A 19,088-nucleotide genomic window follows, 5' to 3' on the forward strand; every position below is an offset into this window, starting at 1 on the left:
AGGGATGCTATGACCACGCAAGATGGCCTGCTGATTGTGGGCGAAGACCTGTGCGAACATCTGGTGGGCCGCCAACAGGCCTTTGACGCGGTCCAATCCGTGTTTGGTGCGATGGCCAACGGCGGGGCACGGAACTTTCCTGTCGTTCGCGAGGCACTGGGTTATGCCGATGCACTGTATGGGTTCAAATCCGGTTTTTATCGGGATGGACAGGTTTTGGGCGTTAAGTCCGGCGGCTATTGGCCGGGCAATGCCGAACAAGGATTGACCAATCACCAATCCACGGTGTTTCTGTTCGATCCCGACACGGGGCGGCTTTCGGCATTGGTGGGTGGCAACTACCTAACGGCCGTGCGAACAGCAGCTTCATCAGCGGTTTCCATCGCACATCTTGCCCGAAAAGACGCCAAAGTGCTGGGCATGGTTGGCGCCGGACATCAGTCGGCCTTCCAGCTACGCGCCGCCGCTGAACAGCGGGACTTTGAAAAGGTTGTCGCCTGGAATCCGCACCCCGACATGCTGCCCCGTTTGGCGGCTGTCGCCGAGGAAATCGGACTGGAATTCGAAGCCGTCAGTCAACAAGAGCTGGGTGCCCAATCGGATGTCATCATCACCATCACCTCGGCGTTCGAGCCGCTATTGATGAAAGACTGGATCAAACCCGGCACGCATCTGGCCTGTATGGGCACAGACACGAAGGGCAAGATGGAGGTCGACCCGGCGCTGGTCGCCTCGGCCACCGTTTTCACCGACGAGGTCGCTCAATCCGCGACGATTGGCGAGGCACAGCACGCCATGGGAAGCGGCACTTTGACCGAAACACAGATCACCCCAATTGGTGCGGTCATCAACGGCGATCATCCCGGGCGGAGCAGTGCTGACGAAATCACCCTGTTCGACGGAACTGGCGTGGGTCTGCAGGACCTCGCTGTTGCATCCGTCGCCGCACAGTTGGCGGACGAAGCAGGTCTGGCACAACGCGCGACCCTCTGAAAACAAAAAAAGCGCGCCTCAATCGGGGCGCGCTTACGGAATTTCTAAAAGGCTGGTTAGCCTCGGATCACCTTGGAAAACTGATCGAAAATCGGCTCGTTCGAACAGATCACTTCACCGTCTTCCAAAACGTTGCCTTCAGGGTTTAGCGCCTGAACAAATCCGCCCGCTTCTTGGACGATGATGATCCCGGCGGCCACATCCCATGCATTCAGGCGACGCTCCCAAAAGCCTTCGTAACGTCCCGCTGCGACATAGGCCATGTCCAGCGCAGCGGCACCCCAACGGCGCACGCCAGCACAAGCGGGCATCAGACGCGCCAGATCCTGCAGGGTCGCAGGCAGGTCCGAACGGCCACCAAAAGGCAGGCCGGTCGAGAAAATCGACTCGATCATCCGATGACGGCCTGACACGCGGATACGCATGTCGTTCATCCAAGCGCCCTCGCCTTTTTCGGCAAAGAACATCTCATCCTTGGCGGCGTCATAGATTACGCCAGCCACGATCTTGCCCTTGTGTTCCAACGCGATCGAGATTGCCCAGTGCGGCAGACCGTGCAGGAAGTTCGTAGTACCATCCAGCGGATCAACGATCCAGCGGCGGGTCGGGTCTTCGCCCTCAATCACGCCACCCTCTTCGGCCAGCCAGCCGTAGGTCGGGCGTGCGCCCAGCAGTTCCTCTTTCAGGATCGCCTCGGCAGCAATGTCAGCTTTGGACACAAAGTCGCCTGCGCCTTTCATCGAAACCTGAAGATTCTCGACTTCACGGAAATCCTTGACCAAAGAACGCCCCGCCTTACGCGCGGCTTTGATCATGATGTTGAGGTTTGCACTGCCAACCATTGTCCAAAGGCTCCTGTCCGGTCAAACCGCGCGTATACTGATGCAAAGCGCCCTTGCCAAGAGGAATGATGCGCATAGCAGACCCGCGTTTTTTGCCTATTGCTCTTGCAGCTTGCGCGCCTCGGTTTCGGCCAGCTTGATCAGCTCTTGTACGAAAGGTTTTTCTAGGTCCTCGCTGCGCACTGCCGCGTAAAGCCTGCGGGTGATGCCGCCCTTGGTCAGGGGGCGAGTGACGTAGTCGGAATTGTACTTCACTTCGCGCACAACCCAGTCAGGCAGCACCGAAATACCGCGGTTCGACGCGACCAGCAAAAGGATCACTGCAGTCAATTCAACCTGGCGGATCGCGGCCGGTTCGACCCGCGCGGGTATCAGCAACTGGCTAAACACATCCAGCCGGGTGCGCTCCACCGGATAGGTAATCAGGGTTTGACCACGAAAATCCTCGGCCTCGATGAAATCCTTCTGCGCCAATGGATGGGATGATGCAGCGACAAAAACAGCGTCATAGTCAAACAGTTCGATGAATTCGATGCCTGGCAGGTCCTCGGGGTCGGACGAAACGACCAGATCCACCTCTTCTTTTTGCAGCGCAGGCAAGGCGTCAAATGCCAAACCTGGGCGGATATCAACGTCCACATCACCCCAGGATTTCCGGAAAGATTCAAGCACCGGGAATAACCATTCGAAACACGCGTGACATTCGATCGCGATATGCATCCGCCCAGCGCGCCCATCCCGAAGCGACGAGAATTCCTGTTGTGTGGCCTGAACTTGCGGCAATATCTGTTCGGCTAAACGCAACAGGCGCAGCCCGGCCGCAGACAGTTTCATCGGCTTGGACCGGCGCAGGAACAGTTCAACCCCCGCCTGATCCTCTAACCCTTTGATTTGGTGGCTCAGCGCCGATTGGGTGATGTTCAATTGATCCGCCGCACGGGCCAAACCACCACATTCATGGATCGCCTTGATCGTACGCAGGTGGCGGAATTCGATGTGCATTGCAGTGATACTCATGTTGTTCTTGAATAATATGAGTTTGTCTCACATTGCCCTAACTGGCACAAGGTCCGTGTACCAATCAAATGAGGCCGAGATGACCAAGCCAGAAATTTCATTCGAGTTCTTTCCGCCCAAGACGCTCGAAGCCTCGTTTCGTCTTTGGGACACGGTCCAGACTCTGGCCCCGTTAGAGCCTCGCTTTGTCTCGGTCACCTATGGTGCGGGTGGCACTACTCGGGAACTGACACGCGACGCGGTGTCGACCCTGCACAAATCCTCAGGTCTGCCGGTAGCGGCGCATTTGACATGCGTGGATGCCTCGCGCCAGGAAACGCTGGAAATTGCGGATACCTTCGCGCGGGCTGGTGTTCAGGACATCGTGGCGCTGCGCGGCGATCCACCTGCTGGTCAGGACCGATTTCAACCGCACCCCGACGGGTTTGCCAACTCGGTCGAACTGATCTCGGCTCTGGCAGAAACCGAGATGTTCAACATTCGGGTTGGCGCCTACCCCGACATTCACCCCGAGGCACAAAACGCCCGCACCGATATTGATTGGCTCAAGGCCAAACTGGATGCAGGCGCAGATGAGGCCCTGACCCAGTTCTTTTTTGAGGCCGAGACGTTTTTCCGGTTCCGTGATGCCTGCGAAAAAGCAGGCATCGACAAGCCTATCGTGCCTGGCATCCTGCCGATCGAGAACTGGAAGGGTGCACGCAATTTCGCCAAACGATGCGGCACGCGCATTCCCCAATGGGTCGAGCAGGCATTTGAAAAGGCCGTGCGGGACGATCGTGAGGACTTGCTGGCTACAGCATTGTGTACCGAGCTGTGCTCGGACCTGATCGACGGGGGCGTGGACAAGCTGCATTTCTACACGCTGAACCGGCCGGAATTGACGCGTGATGTGTGTTTTGCCCTTGGCATAACGCCGAAGGCTGATCTGCAAAACGTGGCCTGAATTGGGCCCGCCTGATAAACAGCACCCCAACTGCCGGGAAAGAAACTAAGAACAATTGCCGCGACGCGCTGCAATTGTTCCTGTAAGCACTTCAATTTTGCGTGAAATTTGACAAGTTCACCGCCTTACTCAAACTAAGGCAGTGACGTTTTTTTGTTTTGTAATGAGTAAATTGGGTTATGGAAACTGTTGAAAAGATCAAAGCCCGCACAGAAGCACTGCATGCTCTGGGGTTGGATCAAAACGCCAGTTCGGACGACATCAGAAGCGCCTGGCGGGACATTGCGTTCCATGGTCATCCCGACCAAGTCGAGGGCGATAGTTCCGGATTTACCCGCGCCAAGGATGCATATGATTTTTTGCGTAAAGAAGGGCTGGCGGGCAAGGGTGTTGGATCGGGAAAACCCCGGCGCCCGAAACTGCGCCGTCGTATTCTGACACTGGAAACCGCCGATATCAACGCATGCCGCGCCCTGCTAAACAACGCGTTGCCGGATCGATCAGACGAGGTTAAAACACCGGATTCCGAGCTGATGTGCAAGTCGGACCATGTGCCCGATGCGGTCGGGTTCTTTGGCCGCCATTTGACATTCTTTGTCTCAACGCCGGTCTATGAAGGTGCAAACCGCGTGGCGTTGCCCACGTCGGTTTTGGCGAGCTCACGCCAGACGGAAACCGAGGTGCTGAATTTCCAGTCCAACGACTCTGGCGGTGGCGAGGTCGTTGTGCCCGAAGCGATTACTGCGCGTACGTTCCCCGGCGCCAAAAGCGTTCGCATTCGGTTCGATGCCGATCAGCAGATGCGGGACGAATTCTCGTTTGCACATTAACAAAAAAGCCCGGCTGAAATGAGCCGGGCTTTGGCTTGGTGAGTGGCCATTTAGTTTGAAATCGGGCCTTCCGAGGTGAATTTCGGGATCACGCTGGAGGAAGCGCCATCGGGTTCGATCCCCGGCCAGTTGCCTTCGGCGAGGTTGATATTGCCGGGCACGTCTTCTTCCCAGAAACCGACAACGACATCGGTGATGTTCAAATAAAGCTTGTCATCGACGATGCGCCAAAGGTTCGGGTTCGCAGGGACTTTGCCGCCCTTCGAAACACCGTATGCGCAATGTCCGTCATATTGCGGTGCGTAGAAGGCTGGGTTCTCCTGAAATTTGTCGCGGTTCTCTTCAGACGAAAATGCCCAGGTGGCACCATTGTATTCCGCGGTGATGTCTGCACGGCCGCGTACAGGCGCGGGCTGAGATTGACCAACCGCAACCTGATCTAGACCACGGTATGCGACGACATCGTAGCCAGACACGGCGAACCCGGTGCCGTCAATATACTGGTCACCAGCAAAGGCGGGAGCGGCAAGGGTCAGAGCCGCAGCTACAGTCAGGGCAAAACGTTTCATGGTGGTAAGTCCTTTTGTCCTCGGGGTTGTTGATTTGCCCGAACTTGCGGGTCTGAACATACAATAGGTGATTCAGACCGCTTGCGAAGTCCCCCTCGCGTCGCTGTGACGTTGAATGAGAATTCGTGAGATGTCGGGTGAGGATTGTTACAAAAACGCTGCGCTCTGGGGGGTTGGACTTGGTGCTTTGCAACATTAGCTGTTGTGATGGACGGACAATTCACCTGCACTTTGCGAAGAAAGGCAAGAAATGAGCGAGCAACCGACCTATACGCCCCCAAAGGTCTGGACATGGGACAGCCAGAATGGCGGCCAATTTGCCAACATCAATCGCCCAATCGCTGGCGCCACCCACGACAAGGATCTGCCGATTGGACGGCACCCCCTGCAGCTCTATTCACTGGCCACGCCGAACGGCGTGAAAGTGACCGTGATGCTGGAGGAACTGCTGGCGCTGGGTCACGAAGGTGCCGAATACAACGCCTGGCTGGTCAATATCGGCGAAGGCGATCAGTTCAGCTCAGGCTTTGTCGGGGCCAACCCAAATTCTAAGATCCCCGCTCTTTGGGATCGCTCGGGCGACAAGCCGACACGCGTGTTCGAAAGCGCTTCGATCCTGTTTCATCTGGCCGAAAAGTTTGGCGCGTTTTTGCCCGCGTCCGGACCGGAACGTACGGAAGTCATGAATTGGGTCTTCTGGCAGATGGGCAGTGCACCCTATCTGGGCGGTGGGTTTGGCCATTTCTACGCCTATGCGCCGGAAAAGTTCGAATACCCAATTGACCGCTTTACGATGGAGACCAAGCGCCAGCTGGACGTTCTGGATCGCGAACTGGCAGACAAGACGTATATCGCAGGCGAGGATTACACCATCGCGGATATGGCGATCTGGCCATGGTATGGCCAGCTGGTTCTGGGCCGCCTTTACAGCGCCGCAGAATTCCTGGACGTGGAATCCTACAAGAACGTCATGCGTTGGGCCAAGGCCATCGACGCACGCCCTGCCGTTCAGCGGGGCCGCATGGTCAACCGCCCGTTCGGTGAGCCACATACCCAGCTGCACGAACGTCACGAGGCCAGCGATTTCGAAACCCGCACCCAGGACAAACTGGAAGCAGCTGCGGAATAATCACAAAAAGCCCCGCAGATCAGTTGTGCGCGGGGCTTTTTTCCTACCTCAGAATAGGCGGTTTATCCGGGTTGCTGCCGGGTGTCGTCTGCGCGACAACACGCGCCTCTGGCTGTGGCAGATCGAACCGCAAACCGATCCGCGCCAATGAGGCAGCAGCCTGATCGTGTGCACCGAAGAACCCGACATCCATTGCCCCGGCCTCAATCCCGGAAAACGTCAGCGCCTCGGACGCGGCCTTGGCCAGTGCGGGCTCTGCCCCTTCTACCGCACCAATGAACCCAAGCAGGTGACCGGAACCGCCGCCTTCGGACTTCGTTCCCACCAAATATGCAGCTTCCGCCAGCCCAACTGCGGTGGCAAGTTTTGCGTCTAGCGCGGTCAACAGATCGTCGGGCAGGCCCGCAGGGGGCAAGAACTCTGCCAACCGTTGCTGAACCTCCTCTGGCTCATGTTGCAGAGTTTCCGCCAGCCAGCCCAGCGCCTCGGACGGGATCAGCATAGAGGACGGCGCAACTTCGAGGTTGAGGCCCAGCCCAATCCCTTGCCCCGCGAGCATGGAGGACAACACCCGGCCCGAAAGCGCCACATAAGGGACAGGACGTTCGGCAAACTGCGCCAACCGGTCCTCTCGGTCAAAGGCCAGCACAAAGCGCCCATCGGCGACGTCGAACAACTCGGGTGAGATGTTTTCGCCCTTCGCCTCTTCTGTCAGCATCAGAAACAGCTCGCTGTCGGCAAGCCGTTCGAAGAACCGCAATCGCGCTGCATCATCTTGTGGGGCGGCAGTCATTGCGGCGTAGGCAGTGTCCATAGCCGTGGTTTCAGTCATTCAGAACCTCTTGCACCCGTGCACGCAGAACCGGCAGAAGGTCGGTCTGGAACCACGGGTTTTTCTTCATCCATGCCGTATTCCGCCACGAGGGATGAGGCAAGGCAAAGACCCGCGGCGCATGGTCCCGCCAGTTGCGAACCGTTTCCGTCACCGAGCTGCGCACATGCAGGTGGTATTTATGAGCGTGCCCACCCACCAAAATAGTCAGGGGTATTTCCCCCAGGGTTTGCATGACTTTGTTGTGCCAGGTTTGCCCGCAGACGGGGGGCGGCGGCAAATCCGCCTTGCGCGTATCATACCCCGGAAAACAAAAAGCCATCGGCACGATCGAAACCTGTGACCGATCGTAGAACACGGCTTCATCCACCCCAAGCCAGTCCCGTAAGCGATCTCCGGACGGATCGGTGAACGGTCGGCCCGACTCATGCACCCGTGCGCCAGGGGCCTGACCGGCAACCAAAATCGGCGTTCCCGGCTGAAACCAGACCACTGGGCGCGGCTGATGCGCGGTCTCTGTCGCGGCAAATCTATCCGCGCAAATACGGCAGGCCGAGATTTCTTTCTGTAGCGAATTCATCAGATGGCAAGGTTTCCTGCATCAAATTGGTTGACGGTCACCCTGAAAGATAGTCAACGCAATGCGTGGGTCCAACCGATGGAAAAGTCACATTACCAACAGCACACGTGCCGGTGCATTGATCATTGCCACTAAAACTCGACATAATATGGCCCACATAAAACGTAGGATAACAACCCGATTACCGGCACATCCGGTACTTTTAGAATGGTGCAAGCGGCAGGCCCTCAATGCTTGAGTTTGAAAATGTCAGTAAGTCCTTCTGGACCGGGACACGCCGCAAGGTGATCCTGGACAGTGTCTCGTTTCGGGTCCAACTGGGCCGTTCGATTGGCATTCTTGCACCTAACGGAACCGGCAAGACCACCTTGATCAATATGATGGCAGGTCTGGAAAAGCCCGATGAAGGCGTGATTCGAAAGTCCTGCCGGGTGTCTTTTCCTATGGGTTTCACCGGAGGGGTCGCAAACAAACTGTCCGCCCTGGAAAATGCGCGCTACGTCGCCAACATCTACGGGATGGACCCCGATTATGTCGAAGCCTACTGCAAATGGCTATGCGGATTGGGGGAGTATTTCGACCAACCCCTGGCCACTTACTCCAGCGGTATGAAGGGGCGCTTTACGTTTGCTTTGATGTTAGCTCTGGATTTCGACATGTACCTGATTGACGAAGGGATGCCGGCGTCGACTGATGTTGAATTTAACAGGAAGGCCGGCGACATCCTTCGGGAAAAACTACGCACGACAACATTGGTGATCGTGTCACACAGTCCCGCCGTGCTGGAGAAATTTGCACAAGAGGCTGCCGTTTTGATGGATGGCCAGCTTTATATGTTCGACACCTTGGAAGAGGCAAAGCAGCTATATGACTACCAAACCCAAGGCTAGCATCTACAACTGGCGCCGCAAACGCAGCAATGCGGGAACGCAAGAAGACCGCGCTGACGCCATTTCGCGCATTCGCAACGCGACGCGGCCACCCGCTGCGGCCAATGACTCAGAGTCCAATACCGAGATTGACGCCATCAAACGTGAGGGGCTGACCGGGCGCCAATTGCGGATGGCACGCAGACTGGCGCAAAAGAACGGCCTGGAGGCGACCTCGGACTATGATGCGGTGCGTTTGCTGCGCCAAAATGGCATCGATCCGTTTCATCGCGCCAATTTACTGGGGATGGCGGGTGAAACGACGCAGACCGAGGATCAGACCAAGGACAAGGTCACAATTCATTTGCCGCAAACGGTCAGCGAAGGTGGAAGGACCCTGCCCGGGCCCGAGATGTCCCCTACGCAACGGCGCGAGTTTGAAATTGGCGAGATACAGAAAGACATCGCCCGCCGCCGCCGCCGCAAACTGCTTGCCCTGTTTGCCCGCCTGGCGGTTTTCGTCTTTCTGCCCACCTTTATTGTCGGGTTCTATTTCTACCGCGTGGCGACGCCCATGTACGCCAGCGACTCGGCCTTCTCGATCCTTCAGGCGGATGGCGGCGGGGCATCGTTTGGCGGGTTTTTGGCGGGCACACAATACGCCACCGCGCAAGATTCTGTCGCCACACAGGAATTTCTAGAGTCCAAAGATGCCTTGCTGAGGCTTGAGCGTGACATGGGCTTTGAAGAAATTTTCAAGCAGGAGTGGATCGATCCTATTCAACGGCTTTCGCCGGATGCCACGCTGGAAGAGGCCTACAAGCTCTTCCGACGCATGATCACCATCGGATACGACCCGAGCGACGGAATTATCCGGATGGAAGTCGCGGCCCCTGATCCGCAGATTTCGGTGGCCATCTCTGACCGTCTTCTGTCCTACGCCGAAGAAACCATAAACGGGCTTACAGAACTCAAGCGTGAAGACCAGATGCGCGATGCGCTGGATGGTTTTGAAATGGCTCAGAAGGAACGCAGAAAAGCGCAGGAAGATCTGATCGAACTTCAGATTCAAGGAGCGCTGCTGGACCCTCAGAACGTCATCGCCAGCTTGCGTGGCCGCATCGACGCCATGGAAACGCAGATTCAGGACAAAGAACTACAATTGGCCGCATTGCTGGACAATCGTCGTCCGAACCAGGCCAAGGTGGATGGTGCCCGTGCGGACATCGCGCGATTTGAGGCTGTGTTGGCAGAACTTAACGCGGAAATGCTGGATGTGTCTGCAGGCGAAAACTCGCTTGCCCGGCTCAGTTTACGAATTCAGATGGCCCAGGCCGATCTTGTTGCCAGGGATATGATACTGCAGACAGCTATGCAGCAAATGGAAACCACACGGACTGAAGCAAACCGCAAAGTGCGTTATCTGACAGTGTCCGTGAGGCCGGTGCCAAGTCAGGAACCCACCTATCCGCGCAAGTTCGAAAATACGATTTTGGCTTTTCTGTTGTTTGCTGGTATCTACCTGTTGATCTCGCTTACCGCGTCGGTCCTTCGTGAACAGGTATCCTCGTAAGACACATGAAACATGTAAAAATCTCCGATCTCACGGTCGGCAATGATCTGCCTCTGACGATCATTGCTGGCCCCTGCCAACTTGAAAGCGCGGATCATGCGCAGATGATCGCAGGCAAAATGAAAGAAGCCTGTGATGCCGCCGGTGCGCAGTATGTTTTTAAGGCCTCGTATGACAAGGCAAACCGCACCTCAGTTTCAGGTGTCCGTGGACCCGGAATTGCCAAAGGATTGGACATTCTGGAAGGTGTAAAAAAACAAATTGGGGTGCCTGTCCTGACTGACGTACATACGCCAGAGCAATGCTCAGACGCGGCCAGTGTTTGTGATGTTTTGCAGATTCCCGCACTTTTGTGCCGTCAAACCGACTTGGTGTTGGCCGCAGCCCAAACAGGCGCAGCGATCAATGTCAAAAAAGGGCAATTTCTGGCACCATGGGATATGGCGAACATTGTCGCCAAGATCGAGAGTGTTGGAAACTCGAATATTCTGCTGACAGAACGTGGCACCTCGTTTGGGTACAACACCTTGGTGACAGATATGCGCTCGCTCCCGCAGATGGCGGCGACGGGCTATCCGGTTGTTATGGACGCAACCCACTCGGTTCAGCAGCCTGCAGGGCTTGGAGGTTCGACCGGCGGTCAGCGTGAATTTGCTCCGGTGATGGCGCGCGCAGCTGCCGCCATCGGCGTGGGTGCTGTTTTTATTGAAACACACGAAGACCCGGACAAGTCTCCGTCAGACGGGCCTAACATGATCTATCTGGACCAAATGCCTCAATTGATTGACACTTTGATGCGCTTTGATGCATTGGCCAAAGCCAATCCTATACAGATTTGAGTAAGAGCAATAGCATGACCAAACCCATCCCCGAGGTGACCCCGAACACCTGGAGTTTTCTGCGCGATCCGATGATCAAGCCAACCGGCTTTCGCGAATATGACGCGCGCTGGAAATACCCGGAAGAGATCAACCTGCCCGGCATGACCGCGCTTGGCTTGGGTCTGGGCACACAGATGCGCAAACGTGGGATCGAACCGGTGATTGCGGTGGGCAACGACTACCGCGACTACTCGCTGTCGATCAAAAACGCGCTGATCCTGGGTCTGATGCAGGCTGGCATTCAGGTCAAGGACATTGGCCCCGCGCTCAGCCCGATGGCCTATTTCGCGCAATTCCATCTGGATGTGCCGGCCGTGGCCATGGTCACAGCCAGCCACAACCCTAACGGCTGGACCGGCGTCAAGATGGGCTTTGATCGTCCTTTGACACACGGCCCCGACGAGATGTCAGAGCTCCGCGACATCGTCCTGAACGGTGAAGGCACCCCGCATGAAGGCGGAACATACGAATTCGTTGATGGTGTAAAAGAAGCCTACATCGACGATCTGGTCGGCGATTTCAAAATGTCCCGCCCCCTGAAAGTCGTGTGCGCAACTGGTAATGGAACGGCTTCGGCCTTTGCGCCTGAGATTTTCGAGCGCATTGGCGTCGAAATGGTGCCCAGCCATACCCAATTGGATTATACTTTCCCCCACTATAACCCCAACCCCGAGGCTATGGAGATGTTGCACGACATGTCCGCCTCTGTGAAAGCCAGCGGTGCCGATCTGGCTCTGGGCTTTGACGGCGACGGCGATCGCTGCGGTGTTGTGGATGATGAGGGGGAAGAGATCTTCGCCGATAAGGTCGGAGTGATCATGGCCCGTGATCTGGCCAAATTGTATCCGAACTCGACCTTTGTGGCAGATGTGAAATCCACTGGTCTGTTTGCCAGCGACCCCGAACTGCAGGCCCTTGGTGTCAAAGCGGATTATTGGAAGACCGGGCACAGCCACATGAAGCGTCGGGTCAAAGAGATCAATGCGCTGGCCGGCTTTGAGAAGTCTGGTCATTACTTTCTGGCTGAACCTATCGGGCGCGGCTACGACTGCGGGATGCGCGTCGCCGTTGAGATCTGCAAGCTGATGGATCGCAACCCGGATCAAAGAATGTCGGACTTGCGCAAGGCGCTGCCAAAAACCTGGTCTACGCCGACCATGTCACCCTATGCCGCCGATACAGAGAAATATGACATTCTTCAGCGGCTGGTCGACAAGCTGGTTGCAAAAGCTGATACCGGAGACAGTTTTGCCGGTCGCGCGATTAAAGAGGTCGTCACCGTCAACGGCGCCCGTGTCATTCTGGACAATGGCAGCTGGGGTCTGGTGCGCGCATCCTCGAACACTCCGAACCTTGTCGTGGTCTGCGAAAGCAGCGAAAGCGAGGATGAAATGCGCGCAATCTTTGCCGATATCGACGCGGTCATTCGCACGGAACCCGGTGTGGGCGACTACGATCAGACCATCTAAGTGCTACTGCGTTTCGGGGCACCTTCTGCCCCGGCGCCCTTGCGTATTGGCGCTTTTTAGTTGCCGCCAAACAGCTTCAACAGCCCCTTGTTCACTTCGTCTTCCAGTTTGTTTTTGATCGCGTCTTCGATCTGATCGCTGTCCGTAATCGTCGTATTCAGCTCGTCCCCGACCTTGTCCAAAACTTTTTGCTTGGCCTCATCTTCAAGCTCTTTGGCCTTTCCTTCAGCAACAGCTTCGATGACTTTGGTTAGATCCGGCTTGATCGACGGGTTGCTCCACGGCCCGACGATTTTCACTGGCACTGCAATGCCGTTACCCGAATTCGCGCGCAGCGCAACAGGTGTGAAAAGATAGTCGATGTCGCGGTTGCCGATTCCGACGCGACCGGAACCGTCGGCCCGGAAGTTATCCAGAGACATCAACAGGTCGTTGTTCCACAACACCCCTTGATCCATGGTGAAGCTGGCAGACAAGCTGTTGAACACGGTTGTGCCGCGCTCGCCCCCGCTGCGGCCCATCAGGCGGTCCAGGTCAAACCCCGAGATTACGCCCTTGCCCACGTCCACACGGCCCTTGCCGCTGAGCGAGCGCATGATCTGATCCTCGGTTTGTCCAACTCCCAGAAACTCAAACGACCCTGATCCGGTGCCGGACAACCGCTCGATCCCGCCAAGGGCGGACAGAGCTTGCTGTACGTCCATGCCATCCGCGGTCAGATTGCCGCCGACCGACAAACCGTTCCGATTGTTGGCAACCACTTGCCCGTTCAGATGCCCTGAAAACAATGTGGCAGGGTTCATCTGAAGAACCGCTCTGGATCGATCAAGGTTAAGCGTCAGATCGCTGGGTCCCAGCGTCAGACCCGGTACGGCAATGGAATTGGCTTTGAGGCGGATTTTGCCATTCGCCAAGGCCAGCGCAGACGCATCAATCGGGGTGGTCGACCACCCTTGGTCAGGCGACGGCGCCGACCCTCCGCCAGCGCCACCAGGCGTATCATTGAATTGAGTAAGATCTAGGTCACCGCCTTCCAGCCGTGCGGTAATCTGCGGCGGGTCCGAGATAACGATATCTGCCTCACCAGTCAGGCGATTATTATCCAGCAACGCCACCAAGTTGCGCAGCGAAATCCGACCATCGCTGGTATAGGTCATTTGCCCGGCCACATCGGCCTCGCGCCCCAGTCCCAATGGCACCCCAACACCGGCCTGACCAAAAGCAGCCAGCATACGTTCCGTGTTCGTCGTTTTGGCCAGCAATCTGCCATCCATTTCACCAGCCAGATTGACCCGCCCGACAAACCCAAACTCTCCCCCAGGCGCGGTCATGGTCAGATCCAGCGGCGTTACCGCGCCGGACGCGTAAGCTGGCAGATCTTGAATCTTGAGGTCGACATCGACCGCCCCCCCGGGCACCGCCATCTGAGCCTGAACCTGCAGAGGCGCTGAAACGTTCGGCCAACTGGCCGTCAGATTGACATTGGCAAAATCGAACTTAGTCGCGCCATTTTCGATGTAGACCAAGCGCGCGTTCGTCAGCTTCAGATGATCCAGCGTCACCTCGCCCTGCTGTCCTTGCGGTGCCGCGCCGCTTGTGGCGCCTACCGAGGCTGCGTTTGCGGGTGCCGAAAGCTCCCAATTCCCGCGCCCATCCGAAAGTTCCAACCGCAGAACCGGATTATCGGCGATCACCCGTTTGATGCGCAGGTCCCCAGAAATCAGCGCGGCAGCATCAACCCCCACGGCCAGGCTTTCGGCGCTCAGCATTGGTTCAGGACCGGCCCATTGTGCATTTCCAAAAGTCACCGGACCGGTTTCCAGCCCCAGCACGGGCCAGAAAGACAGGTTCACATTACCCGTAAGCTTCAGGTCACGCCCGGTCTGGGTGCGGACCTGCTCGGCCAATATGGTGGCCAGCTTGTCGCCGGGCATCAGCAGCAAGGCCCCGATGACCAAGCCAAAAACCGCCACCAACAGGAAAACTATGCGCAACAGCCACTTCATATTCTGCTCTCCGCCTTTTTCATGCGTTAAAAAGATCATCCAAAGCCTGCGCCGCATTTGCAAGGGGAAGCGTTCCCCACTATATGCCGCGCAATGACAACGAACCCGCCAAACCTCCGCCCCGACCTGGCGCCTGCCGCCCGGATGCCCGAGACGCCACGTTCGAACCAGCCGACCATCGGTATGGTCTCTTTGGGCTGCCCCAAGGCCCTGGTCGATAGTGAGCGCATTCTGACGCGCCTGCGTGCCGAAGGATACGGCATCTCGCCCGACTATTCAGGCGCGGATGCCGTGATCGTGAATACCTGCGGGTTTCTCGACAGTGCCAAGGCCGAGTCGCTAGACGCAATTGGTGAGGCATTGGTGGAGAATGGCAAAGTCATTGTGACCGGCTGTCTGGGTGCGGAACCGGATTATATTCGCGAACATCACCCGCGCATCATGGCCGTCACCGGCCCGCACCAATACGAGCAGGTGCTGGATGCGGTGCATGCGGCCGTGCCGCCCGATCCTGACCCGTTTATGGACCTGCTGCCCGCTGCAAGCGTACAGTTGACCCCCCGCCATTACAGCTATCTCAAGATATCCGAGGGCTGTAACCACAAATGCAAGTTCTGCATCATCCCCGACATGCGTGGGAAACTCGCCAGCCGTCCGGCACATGCTGTACTGCGCGAAGCAGAAAAACTGGTCGACAACGGCGTGCGTGAATTGCTGGTGATCTCGCAGGATACATCCGCCTATGGGTTGGACCGGAAGTATGACGTGAACCCGTGGAAGGACCGCGAGGTGCGCAGCCACATCACTGATCTGGCGCGTGAGCTGGGGCAGTTGGATGCCTGGGTTCGGCTCCATTACGTCTACCCCTACCCGCATGTGCGCGAGTTGATCCCCCTGATGGCCGACGCCGGATGCAACATCCTGCCCTATCTGGATATTCCGTTCCAGCATGCCCATCCGGACGTTCTGAAACGCATGGCGCGCCCGGCGGCGGCGGCCAAAACTTTGGACGAGATCGCCGCATGGCGCACAACCTGCCCAGACATCACCCTGCGGTCGACCTTTATCGTCGGTTACCCGGGTGAAACTGAGGCTGAATTCCAGACCCTTCTGGATTGGATGGACGAGGCGCAGCTGGATCGTGTCGGCTGTTTTCAATACGAAAACGTCGACGGTGCACGTTCGAATGATCTACCTGATCATGTCCCTGCCGAGGTCAAGCAAGAGCGCTGGGATCGTTTTATGGAAAAAGCGCAGGCCATCTCCGAGGCTAAGCTGGCCGCCAAAGTCGGCCAGACCATCGATGTAATCGTGGACGAGATTGATGACGAAGCCGCCACGTGCCGCACCAAGGCAGACGCGCCCGAGATCGACGGGAATCTGTTCATCGATGAGGGTTTTGATGACCTGAAGCCTGGTGACATCGTGTCGGTCGAGATCGATGAGGCCGGCGAATACGATTTATGGGGCACACGCACCTAAGCCTAATGTGCCGTTCACCCTCGATAGGCAGAGCGTGATTTAAGTTTATTGGCTTGAGACGGGATTTTCCCGGACCATGAATGAAATCCTCAACTCGCTAGAAGGAGGGTTTTCATGGCATACTTTCGTGCAATCTCTTTCAATTGCATGGCCGCGATACTTGCGTCCCAACTTTTTGCCTTCCCGGCTACCGCAGGCAGCATCACCGTTGGAACGAGCGGCCAAATTGTTGTTGGGTCAAATTCGCAGAATGCTCATAGCCGCAATAATATCCGCATTCACCGGCACTATTACTCTCCGAAAGTCCACACACCCAAAGTCTACCACCCAAAACCGGTTCCTAAGAACGCGCCCTACGTTCAGCAAAAGCTAAAAAAGAAATCCTATCGCTACCTTTATGCCCCACGGTACGGGTCAAAGCGTCAACACTATCACCGCAAGTCATTTGGACACGGATATTGACGACTGGTGAGGCGATGATTGCCCATTTTCGGTGCATTCAGATCCGAGCCCGCGTCGGCATGAAGCGGACATAAAAAAACCGCCCAACAAGGGCGGTCGGCTGTGTTGAGTAAGCGGGCGGCCCAACCAAGACCGCCCGCGGAATTCTTATTGTGCGACCGGGTTACAGATGGTCTGTCCCGCTTCGGTCGTGGCCAGCTCGGTTCCAGCCGGGCAGCTCGGTGTGCCGAACTTGTCGTATTCAGGCGTGATGTAAACCGGCGTCGGCTCTTCCTGCTGCGAGCATGCAGCTAGAACCAGGGCAATTGCGCTAACGGCAGCAAATTTAAGTTTCATGTCCGTCATTCCTCTAAAAATTTTCTCATATTGCCCTATTATCTGGGGCCAGTCTCAAAATACGACCTCGTTGATATTATTGCAACAAAATCAATCACAGATTCGTGAGAGCGGCAAAACCATGCTGCTTACATAAAGAAACATAAGCGCTCTACACGCCCCGCGCGAAGGCCTTATAGTTGTTTCACGACATTAGCCAAAAGCGGAGCAGCCACATGTCAGATCAGCCGAAACCTGCCCAAAAAGCCCCCTACCCGGTCGAAGTGACCGAAGGGAAAACCTATTTCTGGTGTGCCTGTGGCAAGTCAGAGCGTCAGCCCTTCTGCGATGGTTCACACAAGGGAACCCAGTTTGAACCGGTGAAGTTTACTGCCGAGACCAGCAAGAAGGTGTTCTTTTGCGGGTGCAAACAAACGGCCAATCCGCCGCTGTGCGACGGTTCGCATTCCAAGCTCTGACTAAGTCTTCAAAGCGTTCAGCGTTTCCGCATTCGCGCAGAATTCAGGGGCCGAATCGGCTTTGACCTGTTGTTTCGACAGCCACAATTCGCATTGGTCGCTGCACCCAGAGGCACGACAGCGCGTCACGATCTCCGCATAACCATTGGTGGTCAACCGCCCCTCGGCCATCGCTTCGGTCAACGAAACATCCATACATCTGGCCACCGACCGGGTTAGCCAAAAGTGTTTCTCCACGTCGCCCAGATTGTCTCGGGTCATTGGCAGATCTGCCTTTTGTTTGCACAAAGCGCCGTCAAACGCGGCGATGGCGGGGCATGATTATTCCTAGCCGTCGATTTTGCTTTCCGATAGCGAAGTGAGGCGGTCAAACAGGGACGTGTTCCTGCAGTATTCCGGGGTTTTCTGGCCTTGGGCAGATTGTGCCAGAAATTGCGCACAATGATCCGGGTTCGAACAATCACTGCAACGCAGGACCGCATCAGAGATCTGGTCAATCGAGACATCACCGCCTATGGCCGCATCCTCCAGATCGACCCCGACGTGGGTTGCCATCTGGTCGACCAGTTCCGCATGTCGTTTCAGAGTATTTTTGCCAAGCATTGCCCTGTCTCCCTGTCGCACAGTTCTGACAGGATAGCGCACCGGCCCGAACAGGCATTTGACTCAGGTCAAGACCCGGTAGCCGATATGGTCCAGATAGGCGCGGGTGGCGTCCTGCACCCTGCGAAAGCGGTCACCGCCTAATTTTTTGCCCCCGTACCAGCGAGTGACAATGATGACGTGGCCCCCCAGTCCAGCCCTTTCGAGCATGCGCAGGATGACCATTCCGGCACCGCTTTCTCCGTCGTCAGCCTTGAGAGCCCCTGTCGGCAAGATCGCCGCCCAGGTATTGTGCGTCGCCTTGGCATAGGCTTTGTCGGACTTGAGGTCTTGCAGCACGGCATCCACGTCCTCGCGCGTTTGCACAGCAGCACCCGACACCGCGTATTTCGATCCACGATCCGTCAGGATTACGCCCAGCCTTGTTATTTGGGTCATTGCGTCAGCCCAAGTTTTCGGGCCGTGTTCTGAACCATCTGCACACGCTGCGCATTCGGCGGATGTGACGCCAGAAAACTGTCCTCCGGGTCCGGGATGCGGTCAAAATACTTTGCACCAATCAACGGGTTATATCCTGCATTGTGGGTAATGATTGTGCCCAACTGGTCAGCCTCAAGCTCGAAGGCCTTAACGTTCAATTGCACACCCACTTCCGCACCAATTTTCTGTGTACGCTCCAGGTCTTCGCCCTCTTCTCCAAAGAGCTTGCCCAGATTGTTGAAAATGACTGCGCTTTCCTGTGCGTTTTCGGCCTGGCGCGGAATGTGACGCAGCAGATGATGAGCAGTCTCGTGCCCGAGTACAAAAGCCAGCTCATCTGGATTTTGCGCCGACTGAATCATAGATCGGGTCATTATGATCACCGGCTGTCCCTTGTTATCCAATGTCTGAAACGCATTCGCTTCCGCTTGTGGATTGAGATCAACAAGAACAGTGAATTCGCAATTTTTGACTTTGGCCCGCTTCAGACACTCTGCCCGGGCTTCCTTGCCAATGGAGCGGCTGACATCACGAACCGCGGCCGCCTCTACCTGATACTCACCCAAGGTCCCCGACCATTGGGTCGCAGGCTGCAACCGCATCTCGCCAGCACTACAGGCCGCCAGAAAAAGAGGGAGAAACAAACAGATCAGACGATACATTCATAATCCTTTGAAACGGTTGGCCCGTTTTCACGACCATAGCGCGGAGCCGCGCCAATCACCACAGCC

At 56.6% G+C, this 19,088-nt stretch carries 21 protein-coding genes; 10 read left to right on the plus strand and 11 right to left on the minus strand.

Annotated features, from left to right (window positions below):
* Positions 1-9: 9 nt before the first annotated feature.
* Positions 10-993 carry an iminosuccinate reductase BhcD gene (gene bhcD / locus QMP16_RS06720; protein ID WP_282151731.1) on the plus strand — a complete coding sequence of 328 codons (984 nt, stop codon included), beginning with the start codon at positions 10-12 and terminating at the stop codon, positions 991-993.
* Positions 994-1,049: 56 nt separating this feature from the next.
* Here bhcD and QMP16_RS06725 read toward each other — a convergent pair whose 3' ends face one another.
* Both QMP16_RS06725 and QMP16_RS06730 read right to left on the minus strand, forming a co-directional pair.
* A complete protein-coding gene (locus QMP16_RS06725; protein ID WP_282119024.1) occupies positions 1,050-1,835 on the minus strand; it encodes an inositol monophosphatase family protein in 786 nt (261 codons plus the stop codon).
* 96 nt (positions 1,836-1,931) lie between these two features.
* The gene (locus QMP16_RS06730) at positions 1,932-2,837 is read right to left on the minus strand and encodes a LysR family transcriptional regulator (protein ID WP_282151897.1); all 906 of its coding nucleotides are present in this window, start codon (positions 2,835-2,837) and stop codon (positions 1,932-1,934) included.
* A gap of 94 nt (positions 2,838-2,931) precedes the next feature.
* On the opposite strand from QMP16_RS06730, the gene metF reads away from it, so the two are divergent.
* Together metF and QMP16_RS06740 are read left to right on the plus strand one after the other, a co-directional pair.
* Positions 2,932-3,798, plus strand: a complete 867-nt coding sequence (metF, locus tag QMP16_RS06735; protein WP_282151732.1) for a methylenetetrahydrofolate reductase [NAD(P)H] — start codon at positions 2,932-2,934, stop codon at positions 3,796-3,798.
* A gap of 179 nt (positions 3,799-3,977) precedes the next feature.
* Entirely contained in the window at positions 3,978-4,628 is a 651-nt protein-coding gene (locus QMP16_RS06740; RefSeq protein ID WP_282151733.1) for a J domain-containing protein, read from the plus strand.
* A 50-nt stretch (positions 4,629-4,678) separates the two neighbouring features.
* Here QMP16_RS06740 and QMP16_RS06745 read toward each other — a convergent pair whose 3' ends face one another.
* Positions 4,679-5,197: a YHS domain-containing (seleno)protein gene (locus tag QMP16_RS06745; protein ID WP_058275938.1), complete on the minus strand. Its 519-nt coding sequence runs from the start codon at positions 5,195-5,197 to the stop codon at positions 4,679-4,681.
* A gap of 250 nt (positions 5,198-5,447) precedes the next feature.
* Between QMP16_RS06745 and yghU the strand changes: the two genes are divergently transcribed.
* Complete coding sequence (gene yghU / locus QMP16_RS06750; protein ID WP_282151734.1) at positions 5,448-6,326, plus strand: glutathione-dependent disulfide-bond oxidoreductase; 879 nt, start codon at positions 5,448-5,450, stop codon at positions 6,324-6,326.
* Between the two features lie 43 nt (positions 6,327-6,369).
* Here the strand turns inward: yghU and QMP16_RS06755 are convergent, their stop codons facing one another.
* Together QMP16_RS06755 and QMP16_RS06760 are read right to left on the minus strand one after the other, a co-directional pair.
* Positions 6,370-7,158 carry an SseB family protein gene (locus QMP16_RS06755; protein ID WP_282151735.1) on the minus strand — a complete coding sequence of 263 codons (789 nt, stop codon included), beginning with the start codon at positions 7,156-7,158 and terminating at the stop codon, positions 6,370-6,372.
* Positions 7,151-7,738 (minus strand): uracil-DNA glycosylase family protein, encoded by a 588-nt coding sequence (locus tag QMP16_RS06760; RefSeq protein WP_282151736.1) that lies wholly within the window; start codon positions 7,736-7,738, stop codon positions 7,151-7,153. The genes QMP16_RS06755 and QMP16_RS06760 overlap by 8 nt, the downstream gene beginning before the upstream one ends.
* Positions 7,739-7,968: 230 nt before the next feature.
* Here QMP16_RS06760 and QMP16_RS06765 point away from each other — a divergent pair, with 230 nt between their 5' ends.
* From QMP16_RS06765 to QMP16_RS06780, 4 genes are read left to right on the plus strand one after another with little or no spacing between them, the layout of a single operon-like run.
* The gene (locus QMP16_RS06765) at positions 7,969-8,628 is read left to right on the plus strand and encodes an ABC transporter ATP-binding protein (RefSeq protein WP_282151737.1); all 660 of its coding nucleotides are present in this window, start codon (positions 7,969-7,971) and stop codon (positions 8,626-8,628) included.
* Entirely contained in the window at positions 8,606-10,180 is a 1,575-nt protein-coding gene (locus tag QMP16_RS06770; RefSeq protein WP_282151738.1) for a capsule biosynthesis protein, read from the plus strand. Before QMP16_RS06765 ends, QMP16_RS06770 begins: the two co-directional genes overlap by 23 nt.
* A gap of 5 nt (positions 10,181-10,185) precedes the next feature.
* Positions 10,186-11,019, plus strand: coding sequence for a 3-deoxy-8-phosphooctulonate synthase (gene kdsA, locus QMP16_RS06775; RefSeq protein ID WP_282151739.1), 834 nt, complete (start codon positions 10,186-10,188; stop codon positions 11,017-11,019).
* Between the two features lie 14 nt (positions 11,020-11,033).
* Positions 11,034-12,530, plus strand: a complete 1,497-nt coding sequence (locus QMP16_RS06780; protein ID WP_282151740.1) for a phosphomannomutase/phosphoglucomutase — start codon at positions 11,034-11,036, stop codon at positions 12,528-12,530.
* A 56-nt stretch (positions 12,531-12,586) separates the two neighbouring features.
* Here the strand turns inward: QMP16_RS06780 and QMP16_RS06785 are convergent, their stop codons facing one another.
* A complete protein-coding gene (locus tag QMP16_RS06785; protein ID WP_282151741.1) occupies positions 12,587-14,536 on the minus strand; it encodes an AsmA family protein in 1,950 nt (649 codons plus the stop codon).
* Positions 14,537-14,629: 93 nt separating this feature from the next.
* On the opposite strand from QMP16_RS06785, the gene rimO reads away from it, so the two are divergent.
* Positions 14,630-16,018: a 30S ribosomal protein S12 methylthiotransferase RimO gene (rimO, locus tag QMP16_RS06790; RefSeq protein ID WP_282151742.1), complete on the plus strand. Its 1,389-nt coding sequence runs from the start codon at positions 14,630-14,632 to the stop codon at positions 16,016-16,018.
* Positions 16,019-16,627: 609 nt separating this feature from the next.
* Here rimO and QMP16_RS06795 read toward each other — a convergent pair.
* On the minus strand, positions 16,628-16,816 hold the full coding sequence (locus QMP16_RS06795) for a hypothetical protein (protein ID WP_058275732.1): 189 nt from the start codon (positions 16,814-16,816) through the stop codon (positions 16,628-16,630).
* A 215-nt stretch (positions 16,817-17,031) separates the two neighbouring features.
* Here QMP16_RS06795 and QMP16_RS06800 point away from each other — a divergent pair, with 215 nt between their 5' ends.
* A complete protein-coding gene (locus QMP16_RS06800) occupies positions 17,032-17,274 on the plus strand; it encodes a CDGSH iron-sulfur domain-containing protein (RefSeq protein WP_058275570.1) in 243 nt (80 codons plus the stop codon).
* Here QMP16_RS06800 and QMP16_RS06805 read toward each other — a convergent pair whose 3' ends face one another.
* The 4 genes from QMP16_RS06805 to QMP16_RS06820 all read right to left on the minus strand — a co-directional run bounded on the left by QMP16_RS06805 (position 17,275) and on the right by QMP16_RS06820 (position 19,019).
* Positions 17,275-17,535 carry a DUF6455 family protein gene (locus QMP16_RS06805; protein ID WP_058275569.1) on the minus strand — a complete coding sequence of 87 codons (261 nt, stop codon included), beginning with the start codon at positions 17,533-17,535 and terminating at the stop codon, positions 17,275-17,277. It lies immediately after the preceding gene.
* Positions 17,536-17,601: 66 nt separating this feature from the next.
* Complete coding sequence (locus QMP16_RS06810; protein ID WP_282151743.1) at positions 17,602-17,877, minus strand: DUF6455 family protein; 276 nt, start codon at positions 17,875-17,877, stop codon at positions 17,602-17,604.
* A gap of 63 nt (positions 17,878-17,940) precedes the next feature.
* Positions 17,941-18,315, minus strand: a complete 375-nt coding sequence (locus tag QMP16_RS06815) for a YigZ family protein (protein ID WP_282151744.1) — start codon at positions 18,313-18,315, stop codon at positions 17,941-17,943.
* Complete coding sequence (locus tag QMP16_RS06820; RefSeq protein WP_282151745.1) at positions 18,312-19,019, minus strand: M48 family metallopeptidase; 708 nt, start codon at positions 19,017-19,019, stop codon at positions 18,312-18,314. Before QMP16_RS06820 ends, QMP16_RS06815 begins: the two co-directional genes overlap by 4 nt.
* Between the last annotated feature and the right edge of the window lie 69 nt (positions 19,020-19,088).

Origin of the sequence: Ruegeria atlantica, assembly GCF_947495585.1 — a bacterium.
GTDB lineage: Bacteria > Pseudomonadota > Alphaproteobacteria > Rhodobacterales > Rhodobacteraceae > Ruegeria > Ruegeria atlantica_G.

What these genes read in the sequence shown, in the direction of transcription:
- QMP16_RS06820 (WP_282151745.1), bottom strand. Translation starts at nt 19,019, where the DNA reads ATGTATCGTCTGATCTGTTTGTTTCTCCCTCTTTTTCTGGCGGCCTGT.
- QMP16_RS06800 (WP_058275570.1), top strand. Translation starts at nt 17,032, where the DNA reads ATGTCAGATCAGCCGAAACCTGCCCAAAAAGCCCCCTACCCGGTCGAA.
- QMP16_RS06785 (WP_282151741.1), bottom strand. Translation starts at nt 14,536, where the DNA reads ATGAAGTGGCTGTTGCGCATAGTTTTCCTGTTGGTGGCGGTTTTTGGC.
- QMP16_RS06730 (WP_282151897.1), bottom strand. Translation starts at nt 2,837, where the DNA reads ATGCACATCGAATTCCGCCACCTGCGTACGATCAAGGCGATCCATGAA.
- QMP16_RS06770 (WP_282151738.1), top strand. Translation starts at nt 8,606, where the DNA reads ATGACTACCAAACCCAAGGCTAGCATCTACAACTGGCGCCGCAAACGC.
- QMP16_RS06740 (WP_282151733.1), top strand. Translation starts at nt 3,978, where the DNA reads ATGGAAACTGTTGAAAAGATCAAAGCCCGCACAGAAGCACTGCATGCT.
- kdsA (WP_282151739.1), top strand. Translation starts at nt 10,186, where the DNA reads ATGAAACATGTAAAAATCTCCGATCTCACGGTCGGCAATGATCTGCCT.
- QMP16_RS06755 (WP_282151735.1), bottom strand. Translation starts at nt 7,158, where the DNA reads ATGACTGAAACCACGGCTATGGACACTGCCTACGCCGCAATGACTGCC.
- QMP16_RS06805 (WP_058275569.1), bottom strand. Translation starts at nt 17,535, where the DNA reads ATGACCCGAGACAATCTGGGCGACGTGGAGAAACACTTTTGGCTAACC.
- QMP16_RS06795 (WP_058275732.1), bottom strand. Translation starts at nt 16,816, where the DNA reads ATGAAACTTAAATTTGCTGCCGTTAGCGCAATTGCCCTGGTTCTAGCT.
- QMP16_RS06745 (WP_058275938.1), bottom strand. Translation starts at nt 5,197, where the DNA reads ATGAAACGTTTTGCCCTGACTGTAGCTGCGGCTCTGACCCTTGCCGCT.
- QMP16_RS06725 (WP_282119024.1), bottom strand. Translation starts at nt 1,835, where the DNA reads ATGGTTGGCAGTGCAAACCTCAACATCATGATCAAAGCCGCGCGTAAG.
- yghU (WP_282151734.1), top strand. Translation starts at nt 5,448, where the DNA reads ATGAGCGAGCAACCGACCTATACGCCCCCAAAGGTCTGGACATGGGAC.
- QMP16_RS06765 (WP_282151737.1), top strand. Translation starts at nt 7,969, where the DNA reads ATGCTTGAGTTTGAAAATGTCAGTAAGTCCTTCTGGACCGGGACACGC.
- QMP16_RS06815 (WP_282151744.1), bottom strand. Translation starts at nt 18,315, where the DNA reads ATGACCCAAATAACAAGGCTGGGCGTAATCCTGACGGATCGTGGATCG.
- QMP16_RS06780 (WP_282151740.1), top strand. Translation starts at nt 11,034, where the DNA reads ATGACCAAACCCATCCCCGAGGTGACCCCGAACACCTGGAGTTTTCTG.
- QMP16_RS06760 (WP_282151736.1), bottom strand. Translation starts at nt 7,738, where the DNA reads ATGAATTCGCTACAGAAAGAAATCTCGGCCTGCCGTATTTGCGCGGAT.
- rimO (WP_282151742.1), top strand. Translation starts at nt 14,630, where the DNA reads ATGACAACGAACCCGCCAAACCTCCGCCCCGACCTGGCGCCTGCCGCC.
- metF (WP_282151732.1), top strand. Translation starts at nt 2,932, where the DNA reads ATGACCAAGCCAGAAATTTCATTCGAGTTCTTTCCGCCCAAGACGCTC.
- bhcD (WP_282151731.1), top strand. Translation starts at nt 10, where the DNA reads ATGACCACGCAAGATGGCCTGCTGATTGTGGGCGAAGACCTGTGCGAA.
- QMP16_RS06810 (WP_282151743.1), bottom strand. Translation starts at nt 17,877, where the DNA reads ATGCTTGGCAAAAATACTCTGAAACGACATGCGGAACTGGTCGACCAG.